The sequence below is a fragment of the Pseudomonas sp. GW821-FHT04D07 genome (assembly GCF_059420225.1).
This window is the reverse complement of the sequence record NZ_JBWKTH010000039.1, coordinates 12,020-31,164: the sequence shown is the minus strand read 5'-3', so window position 1 is coordinate 31,164 and position 19,145 is coordinate 12,020. Positions and strand designations below refer to the sequence as shown.

The following is a 19,145-nucleotide window of genomic DNA, read 5'->3' as shown; positions in this document are numbered from 1 at the left end:
GGCTCGCCGGCGATGAGGCCCTTGAACCTTGTAGCGCCCTTGCGACCGCTATCGCCGGCAAGCCGGCTCCCACATCAGCAGGTATCAGGCGGCCGCCACCGTGACCGGCACGCCGTTCAACGCCGCATTGCCCGACAGCACGTCCAATTGACGTTCATCGGTCAGGTCGTTGGCGCTGGAGCCCGGCTGGCCACTGGCAATCGCCATCTTCACCCCGGGCCGCGCATGCCCCCAACCATGGGGCAGGCTGACCACGCCGGGCATCATCTCCAGGCTGGCGAGCACCTCCACCTCGATCATGCCGACCCGTGAACTGACCTGCACCCGCTGCCCATCCTCGAGGCTGCGGCTGGCCAGGTCATCAGGATGCATCAGCAACTGATGACGCGGCTTGCCCTTCACCAGGCGATGATAATTGTGCATCCACGAATTATTGCTACGCACATGCCGGCGACCGATCATCAGCAACTCCCCGGCTTGCGGTGCCTGCTGCGCGGCGAAACGGGCAAGGTCGGCCAGAATCACCGCCGGCGCCGCCTGGACCCGTTGCCCGGGCGTCTTGAGGCGTGGCGCCAGGTTCGGCTTGAGCGCGCCGAGATCGACGCCATGGGGAAAGTCCTCCAGGGTCTTGAGCGACAGCTGGCGCGGCGATGCATCGCCATACAGCCCCATCCGCAAGCCCATGTCGATCATCTGCGCCGGGGCCATGGTCGGCTTGAGCACCTGGCCGGTCAGGCTGGAAAAAGCCTTGGCCAGGCCGACAAAAATCTCCCAGTCGTGTAACGCCCCCTCGGGCTTGGCCAGGATCGCCTTGTTGAAACGGCTGACGTTGCGCACCGCGAACATATTGAACGTGGTGTCGTAGTGATCGTTTTCCAGGGCCGAGGTCGACGGCAGGATCAGGTCGGCATAACGGGTGGTCTCGTTGATGTACAGGTCGATACTGACCATGAACTCCAGACCGTCCAGCGCCTGCTCCAATTGCCGGCCATTGGGCGTCGACAACACCGGGTTGCCGGCGATCGTCACCAGGGCCCGCACCTGCCCTTCGCCTTCGCTGAGTATTTCCTCGGCCAGGGCCGACACCGGCAGTTCACCGCCATACTCCGGCAACCCGGACACCCGGCTCTGCCAGCGGTTGAAATGGCCGCCGGAGGTCGAGGCCACCAGATCCACCGCCGGCTCCGTGCACAAGGCCCCGCCGACCCGATCGAGATTGCCGGTCACCAGGTTGAGCAACTGCACCAGCCAATGGCACAAGGTACCGAACGATTGGGTCGAGACGCCCATCCGGCCATAGCAGACCGCCTTGTCCGCCGCGGCGAAGTCCCGGGCCAACTGGCGAATCTGCGCTGCTGGCACCGCACACAGCGGGCTCATGGATTCGGCGCTGAAGCCGGCCACGGCCTGGCGCACCTCATCGAGGCCGTCCACCGGCAGATGACTGGCACGTGTCAGCCCTTCGGCGAACAGGGTGTTGAGCAGGCCGAACAACAAGGCCGCATCACCGCCCGGGCGCACGAACAAGTGCTGGTCGGCAATGGCCGCCGTCTCGCTGCGTCGCGGGTCGACCACCACCACTTTGCCGCCCCGGGCCTGGATCGCCTTCAGGCGCTTCTCCACATCCGGCACGGTCATGATGCTGCCGTTGGAGGCCAACGGATTGCCCCCCAGGATCAGCATGAAGTCGGTGTGGTCGATATCCGGAATCGGCAGCAACAGCCCATGGCCGTACATCAGGTGACTGCTCAGGTGATGGGGCAACTGGTCGACGGAGGTCGCGGAAAACCGGTTGCGGGTTTTCAGCAAGCCGAGGAAATAATTGCTGTGGGTCATCAACCCATAGTTGTGCACGCTGGGGTTGCCCTGATAGATCGCCACGGCATTCTGGCCATGCCGGGCCTGGATCGCCGATAGCCGTTCGGCCACCAGGGCAAAGGCCTCCTCCCACTCGATCGGCAACCATTCGCTGCCCACTCGACGCATCGGCTGGCGCAGACGATCCGGATCGTTCTGGATATCCTGCAGCGCCACCGCCTTGGGACAGATATGCCCGCGACTGAAGGTATCCAGCGGATCGCCCTTGATCGAGGTGATCTGCACCGATGCTTCGGTGGTGGTGGTTTCGATGGTCAGGCCGCAGATGGCCTCACACAAATGGCAGGCACGGTGATGGAGAGTCTTGGTCATGGCCAGTCTCTGTTTTGTTCAAGGCAACCCGGATCGGTTGCGAGAACAAAACTATGGCCCCACGCCGAGCAGCATGCCAGCGACGTTCATCTTGTGAATCGAGGGACATCAGGCCAGCCGATGGCGGCCCGGAAATCAGGCCAGGGGCAGCCTGGGGGCGGGTTGCAACTGGATTTCCTGAATGGTTTCGATCTGCTCCTGGCCCATATGGACCCCGGTCAGTTCGCCGATCAGGCGCCAATGCTCGTCAAGACCGGAACTGATGGTCGCCATCCGATCGATCATCCGGCGGCCGGCCGCCCGAGTGACTTCATCCTCGCTACGCAACAACTCGAACGACATCGAGGTCACGGAAGCGGTCATATGGGTTAGCGCCTGCGCTGTCAGCTTCAGCAATTCCATTAATTGTTGCTCTTTCGAGTCCATTCCAAAGCCTCCCTGTGTCCGCGGTGACACATTTTACAACCTAGCAGATTAGTTTAGGAAATGTTTCCGTCGCCTCCATCTTGCAGGCCATTGCCCTGCCCTGCCAGTCAGAAAGCGACCAGAGCCCGCCTGCGCCCGTCGCCCTCGATTGCCAAGGCTTTGCGGCACAGTGTACAAAGGCCTGCTGTCGCCAGGAGACAGGCGTGCATCGGCTTGAAAAAATCATGGCCATTGAGGCGGCCAACCCCCGAAACGCCCTGAATCTAAGCCTCCTATTGGTAACACGCGACATTTTCTTATACGATCGCGTCTTCCCCTATTTCGTCGCCCCGTGCGGCTTACGCCGCAGGTCTCGCCCGTTTTTCCGTAAAACCCGGCTTTGAGTATCTGCGGTCTGTTGCAAAAAGGTAGTTAATGATGAGCGCAAGGCACTTTCTCTCCCTGATGGATTGCACGCCCGAAGAGCTGGTCAGCGTGATTCGTCGAGGCATCGAGCTGAAGGACCTGCGTGACCGCGGCGTACTCTTCGAGCCACTCAAGGGTCGGATTCTCGGGATGATTTTCGAGAAGTCCTCGACGCGCACCCGTGTCTCTTTCGAAGCCGGCATGATCCAGCTGGGCGGCCAGGCGATTTTCCTCTCGCCGCGCGACACCCAGTTGGGCCGTGGCGAGCCTATCGGCGACAGCGCCATCGTCCTGTCGCGCATGCTCGATGTGGTCATGCTCCGCACGTTCAAGCACAGCACCCTGACCGAGTTCGCCGCCAACTCCCGGGTACCAGTGATCAATGGCCTGTCCGATGACCTGCATCCCTGCCAGTTGCTCGCGGACATGCAGACGTTCCTCGAACATCGTGGCTCGATCCAGGGCAAGACCGTGACCTGGATCGGCGACGGCAACAACATGTGCAACAGCTATATCGAGGCGGCCATCCAGTTCGACTTCCAGTTGCGCGTCAGTTGCCCCGAAGGCTATGACCCCAACCCGGCGCTGCTGGCCCAGGCCGGCGAACGGGTACGACTGGTCCGCGATCCGCGTGAAGCGGTACGCGGTGCGCACCTGGTGAGCACCGATGTCTGGACCTCCATGGGCCAGGAAGAAGAAACCGCCAAGCGCCTGGCCCTGTTCGCCCCACTGCAAGTCACCCGCGAACTGCTCGATCTGGCCGCGCCCGACGTGCTGTTCCTGCACTGCCTGCCGGCCCACCGCGGCGAGGAAATCAGCCTCGACCTGCTCGACGACCCGCGTTCGGTCGCCTGGGACCAGGCCGAAAACCGCCTGCATGCACAAAAGGCTCTGCTCGAATTCCTGGTCGCGCCGGCGTACCGCCCTGCATGAGTCATCCGCTGCTGTTGAATCTGCATAACCTGGCTTGCGGCTACCAGGCGCAACGGGTCGTGCAGAACCTCAACCTGCACCTCAATGCCGGGGACATCGGCTGCCTGCTCGGTGCGTCCGGGTGCGGCAAGACCACCACCCTGCGAGCCATTGCCGGTTTCGAGCCAGTGCACGAGGGCGAAATCCAGCTGGCCGGCGAAGTCATCTCCCGCGCCGGGTTCACCCTGGCGCCGGAGAAACGTCGGATAGGCATGGTGTTCCAGGACTACGCGCTGTTTCCACACCTGAGCGTCGCCGACAACATCGCCTTCGGTATTCGCCAGCACCCGCGCAAGGCGCGGATCACCGAAGAAATGCTCGAGTTGGTCAACCTCAAGGGGCTGGGCAAACGTTATCCCCACGAACTGTCCGGCGGGCAACAACAACGGGTGGCCCTGGCCCGCGCCCTGGCCCCCGAGCCGCAATTGCTGTTGCTCGACGAGCCGTTTTCCAACCTCGACGTCGAGCTGCGGCGCAAGCTCAGCCAGGAAGTCCGCGACATCCTCAAGCAACGCGGCACCAGCGCGATCCTGGTGACCCATGATCAGGAAGAAGCCTTCGCCGTCAGCGACCAGGTCGGTGTATTCAAGGAGGGTCGCCTGGAGCAATGGGATACGCCCTACAACCTCTATCACGAACCGCAGACGGCTTTCGTGGCGAGCTTTGTCGGCCAGGGCTACTTCATTCGAGGGCAACTGAGCAGCCCCGAGTCGGTGCACACCGAACTGGGCGTGCTGCGCGGCAATCGGGCCTACGGTTGGCCGCTGGGCGGCGCGGTGGATGTGTTGCTACGACCAGATGACATTGTCCATGCCCCGGACAGCGCGCTGCAGGCGACAGTCATCGGCAAGACCTTCCTTGGTGCCTCGACCCTGTATCGCCTGCAACTGCCGACGGGCAGCCAGCTGGAATCGATTTTCCCCAGCCACGTCGATTACCTGCCAGGCACGCCGGTGGGTATTCGCGTGGCCGCCGAGCACCTGGTGCTGTTCCAGCCTGCCGCGTAGAGCGTAAACGGGATCAGGCGCGGCCGATATCGGCGAACTTCGCCTGGGTATGCTCGGCCAACACCGCGGGCGCCAACTCCACCTCCAGACCTCGACGGCCGGCGCTGACGAAAATACTCGCGAAGGGCTGCGCACTCCGATCGATAAAGGTTCGCAAGCGCTTCTTCTGTCCAAGCGGGCTGATACCGCCGAGCAGATAACCGGTGGCCCGCTGGGCCGCCGCCGGATCCGCCATCTCGACCTTCTTGACCCCCGCCGCCTGGGCCAGCGCCTTCAGGTCCAGACTTCCGACGACCGGCACCACCGCCACCAGCAATTCGGCCTTTTCGGTGCTGGCGAGCAGCGTCTTGAACACCTGCTCCGGGGCCAATCCCAATTTTTCCGCGGCCTCCAGACCATAAGACGGCGCTTTCGGATCGTGTTCATAACTGTGCACGCGATGTTCGGCACGAACTTTTTTCAGCAGGTCCAATGCGGGGGTCATGGCAGGTCCAGGCAGCTCGAAAGACAGGCGTGGATTTTAGGCTATTCGCGACGAAAAGGCTCTATGACAGGCCAAGCCCCAAGCTTTTCCTAGCATTACCCTAGCCAATCAACACATAAAAAACACCTCAGTCCTACATACAAATCATCCTCATTCACGCAGCCAATGCTCAAAAAGTAGACTATCGTTCACTTTCGACCTTTGACATCAGCGTTTCTTGTCTATATTTTTTCGAAACTGAAGATTACAGTCCTACACTCAGTCGTAACGAGCGGTAAGCCGAAATCAGAGCAGGGGATTCCTGAGCATCGGTGAAAGTCCACGTCCATCATCCGGGTGGGCGTCTAACAACAACAAAAATCGAGGTGTCCAATGAGTACCGCTTTGAAACAACCGTCGCTCTCGGGCCAATGCATCGCCGAATTCCTCGGCACCGCGCTGTTGATCTTCTTCGGCACCGGTTGTGTTGCCGCGCTCAAGGTCGCGGGCGCCAGCTTTGGCCTGTGGGAAATCAGCATCATCTGGGGCATGGGCGTGAGCATGGCGATCTACCTGACCGCCGGCGTTTCCGGCGCTCACCTGAACCCCGCCGTCAGCATTGCGCTGTGCCTGTTCGCCGATTTCGAAAAACGCAAACTGCCGTTCTACATCCTCGCCCAGGTCGCCGGGGCCTTCTGCGCCGCCGCGTTGGTTTACACGCTCTACAGCAACCTGTTCTTCGATTTCGAACAAACCCATCATATGATCCGCGGTTCCCAGGCCAGCCTGGAACTGGCGTCGGTGTTTTCCACCTACCCCAACCCGGCCCTGAGCACTGCCCAGGCGTTCCTGGTGGAAGTGGTGATCACTGCGATCCTGATGGGCGTGATCATGTCCCTGACCGACGACAACAACGGTCTGCCCAACGGCCCGTTGGCCCCCCTGCTGATCGGCCTGCTGATCGCCGTGATCGGCAGCGCGATGGGTCCGTTGACCGGCTTTGCGATGAACCCTGCCCGGGATTTCGGCCCCAAGCTGATGACCTTCCTCTTTGGCTGGGGTGAGATCGCCTTCACCGGCGGGCGCGACATTCCGTATTTCCTGATTCCGATCTTTGCACCGATTGTCGGTGCCTGCCTCGGCGCCGTGCTGTATCGCGGGATGATTGCCCGTCACCTGCCCAGCGCCGAACCTGCGACACAGGAACAACCCGCGACCGCTGCCAAAAAGGTCCAGGCTTCCTGACACACCTGCAATGCGCCACCCCTTGTGAGCGTCCTTCTCCCTGAGGGTGCTCATCCCGGCACTTTTCTCTATTTCAGCAAGGCAATTGAAAATGACCGACATTCAGAATAAGAACTACATCATTGCCCTCGATCAGGGTACGACCAGCTCCCGGGCGATCATCTTCGATCGCAACGCCAATGTGGTCGGCACCGCCCAGCGCGAATTCCAGCAACACTATCCACAAGCCGGCTGGGTCGAACACGACCCGATGGAAATCTTCGCCACCCAGAGCGCGGTGATGGTCGAAGCCCTGGCGCAAGCCGGCCTGCACCACGACCAGGTCGCCGCCATCGGCATCACCAACCAGCGTGAAACCACCGTGGTCTGGGACAAGGTCAGCGGCCGTCCGATCTACAACGCCATCGTCTGGCAGTGCCGCCGCAGCACCGAGATCTGCCAGCAACTCAAGCGCGACGGTCACGAAGAGTACATCCGCGAAACCACCGGCCTGGTCACCGACCCGTACTTCTCCGGCACCAAGCTGAAGTGGATCCTCGACAACGTCGAAGGCAGCCGCGAACGCGCGCGTAACGGCGAACTGCTGTTCGGCACCATCGACAGCTGGCTGATCTGGAAATTCACCGGCGGCAAGACCCACGTCACCGACTACACCAACGCCTCGCGCACCCTGCTCTTCAACATCCACTCCCTGGAGTGGGACTCTAAGATGCTCGAGATCCTCGATATTCCCCGGGAAATGCTCCCGGAAGTGAAGTCGTCTTCGGAAATCTACGGCCACACCAAGAGCGGCATCGCCATCGGCGGTATCGCCGGCGACCAGCAGGCCGCCCTGTTCGGCCAGATGTGCGTGGAGCCAGGCCAGGCGAAAAACACCTACGGCACCGGCTGCTTCCTGCTGATGAACACCGGTACCAAGGCCGTCCGCTCCAAGCACGGCATGCTCACCACCATCGCTTGCGGGCCACGCGGCGAAGTCGCTTATGCCCTCGAAGGCGCGGTATTCAACGGTGGCTCGACCATCCAGTGGCTGCGTGACGAACTGAAGATCATCAACGACGCCTTCGACACTGAATACTTCGCCAGCAAGGTCAAGGACAGCAACGGCGTGTACCTGGTACCGGCCTTCACCGGTCTCGGCGCGCCGTACTGGGACCCCTATGCCCGTGGCGCCTTGTTCGGCCTGACACGCGGGGTGAAGGTGGATCACATCATTCGTGCCGCGCTGGAGTCGATCGCCTACCAGACCCGCGATGTACTGGACGCCATGCAACAGGACTCGGGCGAACGCCTCAAGGCCCTGCGCGTGGACGGTGGCGCGGTAGCCAACAACTTCCTGATGCAGTTCCAGGCCGACATTCTCGGGACCCAGGTCGAGCGTCCGCAAATGCGCGAAACCACGGCACTCGGCGCGGCCTACCTGGCCGGCCTGGCATGCGGTTTCTGGGGCAGCCTGGAAGAGCTGCGCGGCAAGGCGGTGATCGAGCGCGAGTTCGCGCCGCAACGTCCTGAGGCCGAGAAGGAAAAACTCTATGCCGGCTGGCAGAAAGCCGTCAGCCGCACCCGCGATTGGGAACCGCACGAAGGCAGCAACTAAGCCGAGCCGCCCCTTGTAGGAGCCAGCTTGCTGGCGATGAGGCCCTTGAGCCTTGCAGCGTCCATCCGGACGCCATCGCCAGCAAGCCGGCCCCCACAGGTCTTGCGTCAGCCCCTACACCTCACGCCCCTGCCTAACCGACAGGCACCCGCCCGGTTTACGACGCAACCGCCGCACATCCACGATTGATTGGCCCCACAAGTGGCAGACAGGTCCTTCCTGCGGCATGATGGAGGAATTTGTACGGCAGCCCAAAGGACGCCCAATGAATCTGCCTCCCCGCCAGCAGCAAATCCTCGAACTGGTCCGCGAACGCGGTTATGTCAGCATCGAGGAAATGGCCCAGCTTTTTGTTGTCACCCCGCAAACCATCCGCCGCGATATCAACCAGTTGGCGGACTCCAATCTGCTGCGTCGCTACCACGGTGGCGCGGCCTATGATTCCAGCGTGGAAAACACCGCCTACGCCATGCGCGCTGACCAGATGCGCGATGAAAAGCAGCGCATCGCCGAGGCTATTGCCGCCCATATCCCCGATCACGCCTCGCTGTTCATCAATATCGGCACCACCACCGAGTCCATCGCCCGGGCGCTGCTCAATCACAACCACCTGAAGATCATCACCAACAACCTGCATGTCGCCTCGATCCTCAGCGCCAAGGATGACTTCGAAGTGCAACTGGCCGGCGGCAACGTACGCCGCGACGGCGGCGTGGTGGGCCAGGCCAGCGTCGACTTCATCAACCAGTTCAAGGTCGACTTCGCCCTGGTGGGCATCAGCGGTATAGATGAAGACGGCAGCCTGCTGGATTTCGACTACCAGGAGGTGCGGGTTTCCCAGGCGATCATCGCCAATGCCCGCCAGGTCATCCTGGCCGCGGACTCCAGCAAGTTCGGGCGCAATGCCATGGTGCGCCTGGGGCCGATCACCCTGATCGACAGCCTGGTGACCGACCAGGCGCCCGTGCCGGCGTTGGCCCAGTTGCTTCACCAGCACAAGATCCGCCTGGAAGTGGTCTAGCCCATCCCCCTTGTAGGAGCGAGCTTGCTCGCGATGGACGCCAACGCTAACGCGGGGTATCTGGATAGCCGCGGTGTCTTTACGTCCATCGCGAGCAATCGAGCGTCGACCGGCTGCTCCTACATGAGTAATAGCGAACACCTCGCGGCTCTCGCCCTACAATGTTCGATAATTTTCCTTTTCCCCGGTCTTGATCGATTTTTTCAATCAGGGTTGACTGGTCGTGGGCGCGTTTATCCGTTACTATTTTCGAAAGTGAACATTAATGTTCGAATTCAAATATAGAGAAGACCCTGCGAGGCTCACCGATGAACCCCAGCACCTTGCCTGCCCCACCCCTTGCCGAGATCTATGACATCGCCGTGATTGGCGGTGGTATCAATGGTGTCGGGATTGCCGCGGACGCAGCCGGTCGCGGTCTCTCGGTGTTCCTTTGCGAAAAGGACGACCTGGCCAGCCACACCTCCTCGGCCAGCAGCAAGTTGATCCACGGTGGCTTGCGCTACCTGGAACACTACGAATTCCGTCTGGTGCGCGAAGCCCTGGCCGAGCGTGAAGTCCTGCTCGCCAAGGCCCCGCATATCGTCAAGCCGATGCGCTTCGTCCTGCCGCACCGCCCGCACCTGCGTCCGGCCTGGATGATTCGCGCCGGCCTGTTCCTCTATGACCACCTGGGCAAGCGCGAGAAGCTCGCCGCTTCGAAAAGCCTGAAGTTCGGCACCGACAGCGCGCTCAAGGCCGAAATCACCAGGGGTTTCGAATACTCCGATTGCTGGGTCGACGACGCGCGCCTGGTGGTGCTCAATGCCATGGCGGCGCGGGAAAACGGTGCCCATGTGCACACCCGTACCCGCTGCGTCAGCGCCCGCCGCGGCAAAGGCCTGTGGCAGCTGGAAATGGAGCGCGGCAACGGCGCGCGCTTCTCGATCCAGGCCAAGGCCCTGGTCAACGCGGCCGGCCCTTGGGTCGCCAAGTTCATCAAGGACGATCTGAAGCTGGAATCGCCCTACGGCATCCGTCTGATCCAGGGCAGCCACCTGATCGTGCCCCGGCTGTACGAAGGCGAGCACGCGCACATCCTGCAGAACGAGGACCAGCGCATTGTCTTCACCATTCCGTACCTGGACCGTTTCACCCTGATTGGCACCACCGACCGCGAATACCAGGGCGACCCGGCCAAGGTCAGCATCACCGAAGCCGAAACCGACTACCTGCTCAAGGTGGTCAACGCGCACTTCAAGAAGCAACTGGCCCGCGGCGATATCGTGCACAGCTATTCCGGCGTTCGGCCACTGTGCAACGACGAGTCCGACAACCCTTCGGCGGTCACTCGCGATTACACCCTGGCGCTGTCCGGCGGCAACGATGAAGCCCCGCTGCTGTCGGTGTTCGGCGGCAAGTTGACCACCTACCGCAAGCTCGCCGAGTCGGCGCTGGCTCAACTGGCACCGTTCTTCAAGAACATGAAGCCAAGCTGGACCGCCAGTTCGACCTTGCCCGGTGGCGAAGACATGACCACGCGCCAGGCCCTGAGTCACGAGATCCGCACCCGCTTCGACTGGATTCCGAACGAGATTGCCCGGCGCTGGGCGAGCACCTACGGCAGCCGCACCTGGCGCCTGCTGGAGGGCGTGCAGAACCTCAGCGACCTGGGCGAACACCTCGGTGGCGGCCTCTACACCCGCGAAGTAGATTATCTGTGCCGCGAGGAGTGGGCTTGCGCGGCGGTGGATATCCTGTGGCGACGCAGCAAGCTGGGCCTGTTCACCACGGCGGCCGAGCAGCAACAGTTGCAGCACTACCTGGACAAGGTCGAGCAGCATCGCGGCAAGATCGAAGCGGCCTGATTTCAGGCCCCTCTCAAGACAGAACGTTTCCCTTTGTAGGAGCCGGCTTGCCGGCGATGGCGTCCGCAAGGACGCTGCATGGCCCAAGGGCCTCATCGCCAGCAAGCTGGCTCCCACATTTTTTGCGACACATCCAAGATCACCATAAACCTCGAAAATCACTCCTCCTCCTACATCCCCTTCCCATTCGGTTTTCCGAACAAGCCTTCGCCCACTATTCGGCAAACCGGACGCCAGACGCTCAGAAATCTCTCGAAATAAACAAAAACCCCTTTAAAATCAAAGGCTAAATCCACCCCTCCGAGCCTGGCATGAGTCGTGCTCTACACTCTGTACCGAATACTCAGGCCATCCCTTGGGTCATATGAGCGATTCGAAGTACCCGAGAGTCGGCTGACCGGCTCCATAAGAAAAACAATCTCGAGGAAATCATCTGATGCGCATCGTTCCCCAGCTTCTGGGCGCAGCTATCGCTGTTGCTCTGATCAGTACTCCAGTTTTCGCCGCTGAACTGACCGGCACCCTGAAGAAGATCAAAGAATCCGGCACCATCACCCTCGGGCATCGCGACAGCTCTATTCCGTTCTCCTACATCGCGGATGCATCCGGCAAGCCAGTGGGCTACTCCCACGACATCCAGTTGGCTATCGTCGACGGCATCAAGAAAGACCTCGGCCTGCCGGAACTCAAGGTCAAGTACAACCTGGTCACTTCCCAGACCCGTATCCCGCTGGTGCAGAACGGCACCGTCGACGTCGAGTGTGGTTCCACCACCAACAACGCCGAACGCGGCCAGCAAGTCGACTTCTCGGTCGGTATCTTCGAAATCGGCACCCGTCTGCTGACGAAGAAGGACTCCACCTACAAGGACTTCGCCGACCTCAAGGGCAAGAACGTCGTGACCACCGCCGGCACCACCTCCGAGCGCATCATCAAGGCGATGAACGCCGACAAGCAGATGGGCATGAACGTCATCTCCGCCAAAGACCATGGCGAAGCCTTCAACATGCTCGAAAGCGGCCGCGCCGTGGCCTTCATGATGGACGACGCACTGCTCGCCGGGGAAATGGCCAAGGCCAAGAAGCCCGATGACTGGGCCGTGACCGGTACCGCGCAATCCTACGAAATCTATGGCTGCATGGTCCGCAAGGACGACCCGGCGTTCAAGAAAGCCGTGGATGACGCCATTGTCGGGATCTACAAATCCGGCGAGATCAACAAGATCTACGCCAAGTGGTTCACTCAGCCGATCCCGCCAAAGGGCCTGAACCTGAACTTCCCGATGAGCGACGAGCTCAAGGCGCTGCTGGCCAATCCGAACGACAAGCCAGCACCGGACAAAAAGATCTGATTCAGCCCCCCGGGAGTTGCTTGACACCTGCTGTACTGGCTTCCTCTATTGAGATGGGAAAGACACTCGGACCGCGAGCGGTGCGCGTGTGCCTGACGGAGCACGTCAGGCAGGGCGGAGTCCCGGGAAGCACGTGCGTGACCACTGATTGATCCGAGGGGAGACCCGAATGAATTACAACTGGGACTGGGGCGTGTTCTTCAAGTCCACCGGCGTGGGCAGCGAGACCTATCTCGACTGGTTCATCTCCGGCTTGGGCTGGACCATCGCCATCGCCGTGGTGGCCTGGATCGTTGCACTGATCCTCGGCTCGCTGCTGGGCGTGATGCGCACCGTACCGAACCGCGTAGTGGCAGGTATTGCCACGGTCTACGTGGAAATCTTCCGCAACGTGCCACTGCTGGTGCAGCTGTTCATCTGGTACTTCCTGGTACCCGACCTGCTGCCGCAACACCTGCAGGACTGGTACAAGCAGGACCTGCATCCAACCACCTCGGCCTATCTGAGCGTCGTGGTCTGCCTGGGCCTGTTCACCGCCGCCCGGGTCTGCGAGCAAGTGCGCACCGGGATTCAGGCGCTGCCCCGCGGCCAGGAATCGGCGGCCCGCGCCATGGGTTTCAAACTGCCGCAGATCTACTGGAACGTGCTGCTGCCGCAAGCCTACCGGATCATCATTCCGCCGCTCACCTCGGAATTCCTCAACGTCTTCAAGAACTCCTCCGTGGCCTCGCTGATCGGCCTGATGGAACTGCTCGCGCAGACCAAGCAGACCGCCGAGTTCTCCGCCAACCTGTTCGAAGCCTTCACCCTGGCGACGCTGATCTACTTCACCCTGAACATGAGCCTGATGCTGCTGATGCGCCAGGTGGAGAAAAAAGTCGCGGTGCCCGGCCTGATCTCCGTGGGGGGTAAATAATGGACTTCGATTTCAGTGGTATCGTCCCGGCCATTCCGGGCCTCTGGAACGGCATGTTGATGACCCTGCAGCTGATGGTGCTGGGCGTCGTCGGCGGCCTGGTCATCGGTACGCTGCTGGCGTTGATGCGCTTGTCTTCGAACAAGCTGCTGGCCAATATCGCCGGCGCCTACGTCAACTACTTCCGCTCGATCCCGCTGCTGCTGGTGATCACCTGGTTCTACCTGGCGGTGCCGTTCGTCCTGCGCTGGATCACAGGCGTTGACACGCCGATCGGTGCGTTCACTTCCTGCATCGTGGCATTCATGATGTTCGAAGCGGCGTACTTCTGCGAAATCGTCCGTGCCGGCGTGCAGTCGATCGCCAAGGGCCAGATGGGCGCCGCCCAGGCCCTGGGCATGAGCTATGGCCAGACCATGCGCCTGATCATCCTGCCCCAGGCATTCCGCAAGATGACCCCGCTGCTGTTGCAGCAGAGCATCATCCTGTTCCAGGACACTTCGCTGGTCTACACCGTGGGCCTGGTGGACTTCCTCAACGCCTCGCGCTCCAGCGGCGACATCATCGGCCGCTCCAACGAATTCCTGATCTTCGCCGGTCTCGTCTACTTCACAATCAGCTTTGCCGCCTCGCTGCTGGTCAAGCGTCTGCAAAAAAGGTTTGCCGTATGATCTCTATCAAGAACATCAACAAGTGGTATGGCGACTTCCAGGTGCTGACCGATTGCAGCACCGAGGTCAGCAAGGGCGAAGTAGTGGTGGTCTGCGGTCCTTCGGGCTCGGGCAAGTCCACCCTGATCAAATGCGTGAACGCCCTGGAACCCTTCCAGAAAGGCGACATCGTGGTCGATGGCACCTCCATCGCCGACCCGAAGACCAACCTGCCGAAACTGCGTTCGCGGGTCGGCATGGTGTTCCAGCATTTCGAGTTGTTCCCGCACCTGACCATTACCGAAAACCTGACCATCGCGCAGATCAAGGTCCTCGGCCGCAGCAAGGAAGAAGCGACCAAGAAAGGCCTGCAACTGCTTGATCGCGTCGGGCTCTCGGCCCACGCTCACAAGCACCCGGGGCAACTCTCCGGCGGCCAGCAACAGCGTGTGGCGATTGCCCGCGCCCTGGCGATGGACCCGGTGGTGATGCTGTTCGACGAACCGACCTCGGCGCTCGACCCGGAAATGGTCAACGAAGTGCTCGACGTGATGGTGCAACTGGCCCAGGAAGGCATGACCATGATGTGCGTGACCCACGAAATGGGTTTTGCGCGCAAGGTCGCCAGCCGCGTGATCTTCATGGACCAGGGCAAGATCATCGAAGACTGCAACAAGGATGAGTTCTTCGGCGACATCAGTGCCCGTTCGGACCGTGCGCAGCATTTCCTCGAGAAGATCCTGCAACACTAAAACCCCAGGCTCCCCCTGTAGGAGTCGAGCTTGCTCGCGATGGACGTCAACGATAACACGGGGTACCTGATGCCCCATGGCGCCTGCTCCACCATCGCGAGCAAGCTCGCTCCTACAGGGTTCAGGTGATGGCCGTGCAGACACGCGGTCTGGTTGACCCAAGGCAAACGTGATGAAATGCGACCCCAACCTCTATCGCGCAACGCCGCCATCACTTGCCGTGAAACCCCGCCAGATTCGCCAACTGTTCCTGCCACCGCTGATCATCCTGCTGATGATCGGCCTGGGTTATGCCGGCTATCGCATCAGCGAACACTATGGCATCCGCACCCTCAGCGAAAACGGTGAACGCCAGCTGGAGTTGCACGCCCGCACCGTCGAAAGCGAGATCAGCAAGTACACCTACCTGCCCAGCCTGCTGGAGCTTGAATCCAGTGTCTCGGCCCTGCTCAGGGAGCCCGACGCCGAACACCGCCAAGCCGTCAACGACTACCTCGAAGGCCTGAACCGGCGCAGCCGCAGTCGGGCCATCTATGTGCTGGACACCACCGGCCGGGTACTGGCCACCAGCAACTGGCGCGACGCCGACAGTTACCTGGGCGAAGACCTGTCCTTTCGCGCCTACTTCCAGGACGCCGTGCGCGGTCTGCCGGGACGTTTCTACGGAATCGGCAGCACCAGCGGCGAACCCGGTTATTACCTGGCCCACGGCCTCGAAGAACAAGGCAAGATCATCGGCGTGGCGGTGATCAAGGTGCGCCTCGAAGCCCTTGAAGAACGCTGGCAACGGGCCCGCCTGGAAGCCTTCGTCAGTGACGAGAACGGCATCATCATCCTCTCCAGCGACCCGGCCCGGCGCCTCAAGTCCGTGCGCCCGCTGACCCCGGAGATCAAGGAGCGCCTGGCCCGCAGCCTGCAATATTACTGGTGGCCGCTGAACGAGCTGCAACCCCTGGCCCGCGAACGCCTGGCCGAGGGCGTGGAAACCCTGACCTTCCCAGCCAACACCGAACTGGCCAAGGACGGCGACAGCGTCAGCTACCTGGCCCAAACCCGCCGTCTGAACGACACACCCTGGCACTTCACCCTGCTCACGCCCCTGCAGGACCTGCGGCGAGAAGCCGCCAACCAGGGCATCCTGGTGGCCGTGGCCTTCGCCCTGGTGGCCTTCCTGCTGATCGCCTGGAACGAACGGCGCAAGGTCATCGCCACCCGCCTGGCCGCCCGCGAGGCCCTGGAGGAAGCCAACAGTCAGCTGGAACGGCGGATCGCCGAACGTACCGTTGACCTGCGCGCCAGCAACGACCGGCTCAAGGACCAGATCCGCGAACGACGCCAGGCCGAGGAAACCCTGCGCCGCGCCCAGGACGAACTGGTCCAGGCCGGCAAGCTGGCCGCCATCGGCCAGATGTCCACCAGCATCGCCCATGAACTCAACCAGCCGCTGGCGGCGCTGCGTACCCTGTCCGGCAACACCGTGCGTTTCCTCGAACGCGGTGAACTCGACACCGCCAGCACCAACCTGCGCACCATCAACGACCTGATCGACCGCATGGGCCGGATCACCGCCAGCCTGCGCGCCTTTGCCCGACGCGGCGACGACAAGGGCGAGTCGAGCCTGGCCAAGGCCATCGACGCTGCCTTGCAGGTTCTCGGCAGCCGGATCGAAACCCAGCGCCTGGAAGTCCATCGCGACTTCGACGACGTGCAACTGGCCATCGACCAGACCCGCCTGGAACAGATCCTGGTCAACCTGATCGGCAACGCCCTCGACGCCATGCAGGCGCAAGCGCTGCCGGAACTGTGGCTGGAAGGCGACTTCGTCGAAGGCAAATACCGCCTGCTGGTGCGCGACAACGGTCACGGCATCGAGCCTGAGGCGCGCAAGCACCTGTTCGAACCTTTCTTCACCACCAAGCCGGGAGAACAGGGCCTCGGCCTCGGCCTGACCCTCTCCGCCAGCCTGGCGGCGGCGGCCGGTGGCCACCTCGGGGTCGAACACCCAGCCACGGGCGGCACCGCCTTCGTTCTCACTTTACCGCGGGTCCCCCCTGCCAAGGCCGAGCCGATATGAACAACGACCTCACTGTCCTGATTGTCGAGGACGACCCGCATGTCTTGCTCGGTTGCCAGCAGGCGCTGTCCCTGGAAGATATCCCCTGCGAAGGCGTCGGCAGTGCCGAGGAAGCCCTGGCCCGGATCGGCGACAACTTCCCCGGCATCGTCATCAGCGATATCCGCCTGCCGGGCATCGATGGTCTGGAGCTGCTGACCCGGCTCAAGGCCCGCGACCGCAGCCTGCCGGTGGTGCTGATCACCGGCCACGGCGATATCTCCATGGCTGTCGGTGCCATGCGCAACGGCGCCTATGACTTCATGGAGAAACCCTTTTCCCCGGAACGCCTGGTGGACGTCGCCCGCCGTGCCCTGGAACAACGCGGGCTGGCCCGGGAAGTCTGGTCGTTACGGCGGCAACTGGCCGAGCGCGACTCGCTGGAGGGACGGATCATCGGGCGCTCGCCGGCCATGCAGAACCTGCGGGAATTGATTGCCAATGTCGCCGACACCTCGGCCAACGTACTGATCGAAGGCGAGACCGGCACCGGCAAGGAACTGGTTGCCCGCTGCCTGCATGACTTCAGCCGGCGCCAGTCGCAACAGTTCGTCGCGCTCAACTGCGGTGGGCTGCCGGAGAATCTGTTCGAGAGCGAAATCTTCGGCCATGAGGCCAACGCGTTCACCGGCGCCGGCAAACGGCGTATCGGCAAGATCGAGCACGCCCATGGCGGCACGCTGTTCCTCGACGAAGTGGAAAGCATGCCGATTGCCATGCAGATCAAACTGCTGCGGGTCTTGCAGGAGCGCACCCTGGAACGCCTGGGCTCGAACCAGAGCGTGGCCGTCGATTGCCGAGTCATCGCCGCCACCAAGTCCGACCTCGACGAACTCGGCCGCGCCGGAGAGTTTCGCAGCGACCTGTATTACCGGCTGAACGTGGTGACCCTGGAACTGCCGCCCCTGCGCGAGCGGCGCGAGGACATCCTGCAATTGTTCGAACATTTCCTCCAGCAATCCTCCCTGCGTTTCGACCGTATCGTGCCGGAGCTGGACAACCAGACCTTGTCCAGCCTCATGAGCCACGACTGGCCGGGCAATGTCCGCGAACTGCGCAACGTCGCCGAGCGTTTCGCCCTGGGCCTGCCGCCCTTCAAGAAAGCCGGCGCGCAAAGCAGCGGCGGGCTGGGCTTTGCCGAAGCGGTGGAAGCTTTCGAGCGCAACCTGCTCAACGATGCCCTGCAACGCAGCGGCGGCAATCTGAGCCAGGCCAGCCACGAACTGGGCCTGGCCAAGACCACCTTGTTCGACAAGGTCAAGAAGTACGGCTTGAGCCACTGACCGCGAGTATTGACGATGGATTTACTGTTGAAAGCCGCGCTCGGCGCGGCGATGGTGGTGTTGCTGGCCGCGCTGTCGAAAACCCGCAATTACTACATTGCCGGGCTGGTGCCGCTGTTCCCGACCTTTGCCCTGATCGCTCACTACATCGTCGGCAAGACGCGCTCAACCGATGACCTGAAGACCACGATCCTGTTCGGCATGTGGTCGATCATCCCCTATTTCATCTACCTGGCGACCCTGTATGTGCTGGTAGACCGGCTGCGCCTGGAGGTGTCGCTGGCGCTGGCGGTACTCGCCTGGTTGCTGGCGGCCAGCGTGCTGGTCAGCCTCTGGCTGCGTTTTCACACTTGAGTCCCGGGCACCCGCGTCGATTTGTACTGGCCCGTCCTTTGCATTTGCCGGCAAAGCCCTTACGCTGTGTGTTTTTTTACCAACACCGAAGCGAAACCGGGCGGCCGTGCAATCCTCGCCCCGCCATCAAGTGTTGATTATGTTGTTCTAGGAGCTGTTTCCGTGTCCCTTGGCGTTATTTTTCTGGTGCTTTTTTCCGTGGTCCTGGACGTGGTCGGCCAGCTCTGTTTCAAGATGGGCCTCGACCGTCTGCCAGAGCTGGACGGCGGCTTCCGACTGAAAGCCTTCTGGGGTCAGGTCTTCAACGCCCCACTGTTGTGGTGCGGGATCGGTTCCTATGCCATCGAGTTCTTTGTCTGGATCGAAGCCCTGTCGCGGGCACCGCTGAGCCTGGTATTCCCCATCGGCGCGCTGGCGTATTGCGGTGTAGTGCTGGCGGGCAAGGTGGTGCTGGGCGAAACCGTCAGCCGCCGTCGCTGGCTCGGCACGCTGGTGATCACCGCCGGCGTGATGCTGGTGGCCATTTCCGGCGCTTGAGGGCTCCATTCATGTT

At 61.9% G+C, this 19,145-nt stretch carries 17 protein-coding genes; 14 read left to right on the top strand and 3 right to left on the bottom strand.

Features of this window, described 5'->3' with window-relative positions:
* Positions 1-84: 84 nt before the first annotated feature.
* Together AC07T0_RS29045 and plzR are read right to left on the bottom strand one after the other, a co-directional pair.
* Positions 85-2,190 carry a molybdopterin oxidoreductase family protein gene (locus tag AC07T0_RS29045; protein WP_495004407.1) on the bottom strand — a complete coding sequence of 702 codons (2,106 nt, stop codon included), beginning with the start codon at positions 2,188-2,190 and terminating at the stop codon, positions 85-87.
* 135 nt (positions 2,191-2,325) lie between these two features.
* Complete coding sequence (plzR, locus tag AC07T0_RS29040; protein WP_495004406.1) at positions 2,326-2,616, bottom strand: PlzR type 4 pili assembly inhibitor; 291 nt, start codon at positions 2,614-2,616, stop codon at positions 2,326-2,328.
* Positions 2,617-3,033: 417 nt separating this feature from the next.
* On the opposite strand from plzR, the gene argF reads away from it, so the two are divergent.
* Together argF and AC07T0_RS29030 are read left to right on the top strand one after the other, a co-directional pair.
* Positions 3,034-3,954 carry an ornithine carbamoyltransferase gene (gene argF, locus AC07T0_RS29035; RefSeq protein ID WP_495004405.1) on the top strand — a complete coding sequence of 307 codons (921 nt, stop codon included), beginning with the start codon at positions 3,034-3,036 and terminating at the stop codon, positions 3,952-3,954.
* Positions 3,951-5,000 carry an ABC transporter ATP-binding protein gene (locus AC07T0_RS29030; RefSeq protein WP_495004404.1) on the top strand — a complete coding sequence of 350 codons (1,050 nt, stop codon included), beginning with the start codon at positions 3,951-3,953 and terminating at the stop codon, positions 4,998-5,000. The genes argF and AC07T0_RS29030 overlap by 4 nt, the downstream gene beginning before the upstream one ends.
* A gap of 13 nt (positions 5,001-5,013) precedes the next feature.
* Here AC07T0_RS29030 and ybaK read toward each other — a convergent pair whose 3' ends face one another.
* Positions 5,014-5,484 carry a Cys-tRNA(Pro) deacylase gene (gene ybaK, locus AC07T0_RS29025; RefSeq protein ID WP_495004403.1) on the bottom strand — a complete coding sequence of 157 codons (471 nt, stop codon included), beginning with the start codon at positions 5,482-5,484 and terminating at the stop codon, positions 5,014-5,016.
* A gap of 372 nt (positions 5,485-5,856) precedes the next feature.
* On the opposite strand from ybaK, the gene AC07T0_RS29020 reads away from it, so the two are divergent.
* The 12 genes from AC07T0_RS29020 to AC07T0_RS28965 all read left to right on the top strand — a co-directional run bounded on the left by AC07T0_RS29020 (position 5,857) and on the right by AC07T0_RS28965 (position 19,129).
* Positions 5,857-6,708 carry an MIP/aquaporin family protein gene (locus tag AC07T0_RS29020; RefSeq protein WP_495004402.1) on the top strand — a complete coding sequence of 284 codons (852 nt, stop codon included), beginning with the start codon at positions 5,857-5,859 and terminating at the stop codon, positions 6,706-6,708.
* A 91-nt stretch (positions 6,709-6,799) separates the two neighbouring features.
* On the top strand, positions 6,800-8,305 hold the full coding sequence (glpK, locus tag AC07T0_RS29015; RefSeq protein ID WP_495004401.1) for a glycerol kinase GlpK: 1,506 nt from the start codon (positions 6,800-6,802) through the stop codon (positions 8,303-8,305).
* A gap of 265 nt (positions 8,306-8,570) precedes the next feature.
* Positions 8,571-9,326: a DeoR/GlpR family transcriptional regulator gene (locus tag AC07T0_RS29010; RefSeq protein WP_218225512.1), complete on the top strand. Its 756-nt coding sequence runs from the start codon at positions 8,571-8,573 to the stop codon at positions 9,324-9,326.
* 308 nt (positions 9,327-9,634) lie between these two features.
* Positions 9,635-11,173 (top strand): glycerol-3-phosphate dehydrogenase, encoded by a 1,539-nt coding sequence (gene glpD, locus AC07T0_RS29005; protein ID WP_495004400.1) that lies wholly within the window; start codon positions 9,635-9,637, stop codon positions 11,171-11,173.
* Positions 11,174-11,609: 436 nt separating this feature from the next.
* A complete protein-coding gene (locus AC07T0_RS29000; RefSeq protein WP_495004399.1) occupies positions 11,610-12,524 on the top strand; it encodes a glutamate/aspartate ABC transporter substrate-binding protein in 915 nt (304 codons plus the stop codon).
* Between the two features lie 169 nt (positions 12,525-12,693).
* Complete coding sequence (locus AC07T0_RS28995) at positions 12,694-13,440, top strand: amino acid ABC transporter permease (protein ID WP_495004398.1); 747 nt, start codon at positions 12,694-12,696, stop codon at positions 13,438-13,440.
* Positions 13,440-14,111 (top strand): amino acid ABC transporter permease, encoded by a 672-nt coding sequence (locus AC07T0_RS28990; protein WP_495004397.1) that lies wholly within the window; start codon positions 13,440-13,442, stop codon positions 14,109-14,111. Before AC07T0_RS28995 ends, AC07T0_RS28990 begins: the two co-directional genes overlap by 1 nt.
* Positions 14,108-14,842: an amino acid ABC transporter ATP-binding protein gene (locus AC07T0_RS28985; RefSeq protein WP_495004396.1), complete on the top strand. Its 735-nt coding sequence runs from the start codon at positions 14,108-14,110 to the stop codon at positions 14,840-14,842. The genes AC07T0_RS28990 and AC07T0_RS28985 overlap by 4 nt, the downstream gene beginning before the upstream one ends.
* 172 nt (positions 14,843-15,014) lie before the next feature.
* The gene (aauS, locus tag AC07T0_RS28980; protein WP_495004395.1) at positions 15,015-16,916 is read left to right on the top strand and encodes a two-component sensor histidine kinase AauS; all 1,902 of its coding nucleotides are present in this window, start codon (positions 15,015-15,017) and stop codon (positions 16,914-16,916) included.
* Positions 16,917-16,960: 44 nt separating this feature from the next.
* On the top strand, positions 16,961-18,238 hold the full coding sequence (aauR, locus tag AC07T0_RS28975; protein ID WP_495004426.1) for a two-component response regulator AauR: 1,278 nt from the start codon (positions 16,961-16,963) through the stop codon (positions 18,236-18,238).
* A gap of 24 nt (positions 18,239-18,262) precedes the next feature.
* Positions 18,263-18,592 (top strand): GlpM family protein, encoded by a 330-nt coding sequence (locus tag AC07T0_RS28970; protein WP_495004425.1) that lies wholly within the window; start codon positions 18,263-18,265, stop codon positions 18,590-18,592.
* Between the two features lie 162 nt (positions 18,593-18,754).
* On the top strand, positions 18,755-19,129 hold the full coding sequence (locus tag AC07T0_RS28965; protein ID WP_495004394.1) for an EamA family transporter: 375 nt from the start codon (positions 18,755-18,757) through the stop codon (positions 19,127-19,129).
* Positions 19,130-19,145: the final 16 nt, after the last annotated feature.

Bases quoted from the DNA above. Each gene is read 5' to 3' on its own strand.
- AC07T0_RS29020 (WP_495004402.1), top strand. From the start codon at position 5,857: ATGAGTACCGCTTTGAAACAACCGTCGCTCTCGGGCCAATGCATCGCC.
- ybaK (WP_495004403.1), bottom strand. From the start codon at position 5,484: ATGACCCCCGCATTGGACCTGCTGAAAAAAGTTCGTGCCGAACATCGC.
- AC07T0_RS28990 (WP_495004397.1), top strand. From the start codon at position 13,440: ATGGACTTCGATTTCAGTGGTATCGTCCCGGCCATTCCGGGCCTCTGG.
- AC07T0_RS29045 (WP_495004407.1), bottom strand. From the start codon at position 2,190: ATGACCAAGACTCTCCATCACCGTGCCTGCCATTTGTGTGAGGCCATC.
- glpD (WP_495004400.1), top strand. From the start codon at position 9,635: ATGAACCCCAGCACCTTGCCTGCCCCACCCCTTGCCGAGATCTATGAC.
- AC07T0_RS29000 (WP_495004399.1), top strand. From the start codon at position 11,610: ATGCGCATCGTTCCCCAGCTTCTGGGCGCAGCTATCGCTGTTGCTCTG.
- aauS (WP_495004395.1), top strand. From the start codon at position 15,015: ATGAAATGCGACCCCAACCTCTATCGCGCAACGCCGCCATCACTTGCC.
- AC07T0_RS29030 (WP_495004404.1), top strand. From the start codon at position 3,951: ATGAGTCATCCGCTGCTGTTGAATCTGCATAACCTGGCTTGCGGCTAC.
- AC07T0_RS28985 (WP_495004396.1), top strand. From the start codon at position 14,108: ATGATCTCTATCAAGAACATCAACAAGTGGTATGGCGACTTCCAGGTG.
- AC07T0_RS28995 (WP_495004398.1), top strand. From the start codon at position 12,694: ATGAATTACAACTGGGACTGGGGCGTGTTCTTCAAGTCCACCGGCGTG.
- AC07T0_RS29010 (WP_218225512.1), top strand. From the start codon at position 8,571: ATGAATCTGCCTCCCCGCCAGCAGCAAATCCTCGAACTGGTCCGCGAA.
- plzR (WP_495004406.1), bottom strand. From the start codon at position 2,616: ATGGACTCGAAAGAGCAACAATTAATGGAATTGCTGAAGCTGACAGCG.
- glpK (WP_495004401.1), top strand. From the start codon at position 6,800: ATGACCGACATTCAGAATAAGAACTACATCATTGCCCTCGATCAGGGT.
- argF (WP_495004405.1), top strand. From the start codon at position 3,034: ATGAGCGCAAGGCACTTTCTCTCCCTGATGGATTGCACGCCCGAAGAG.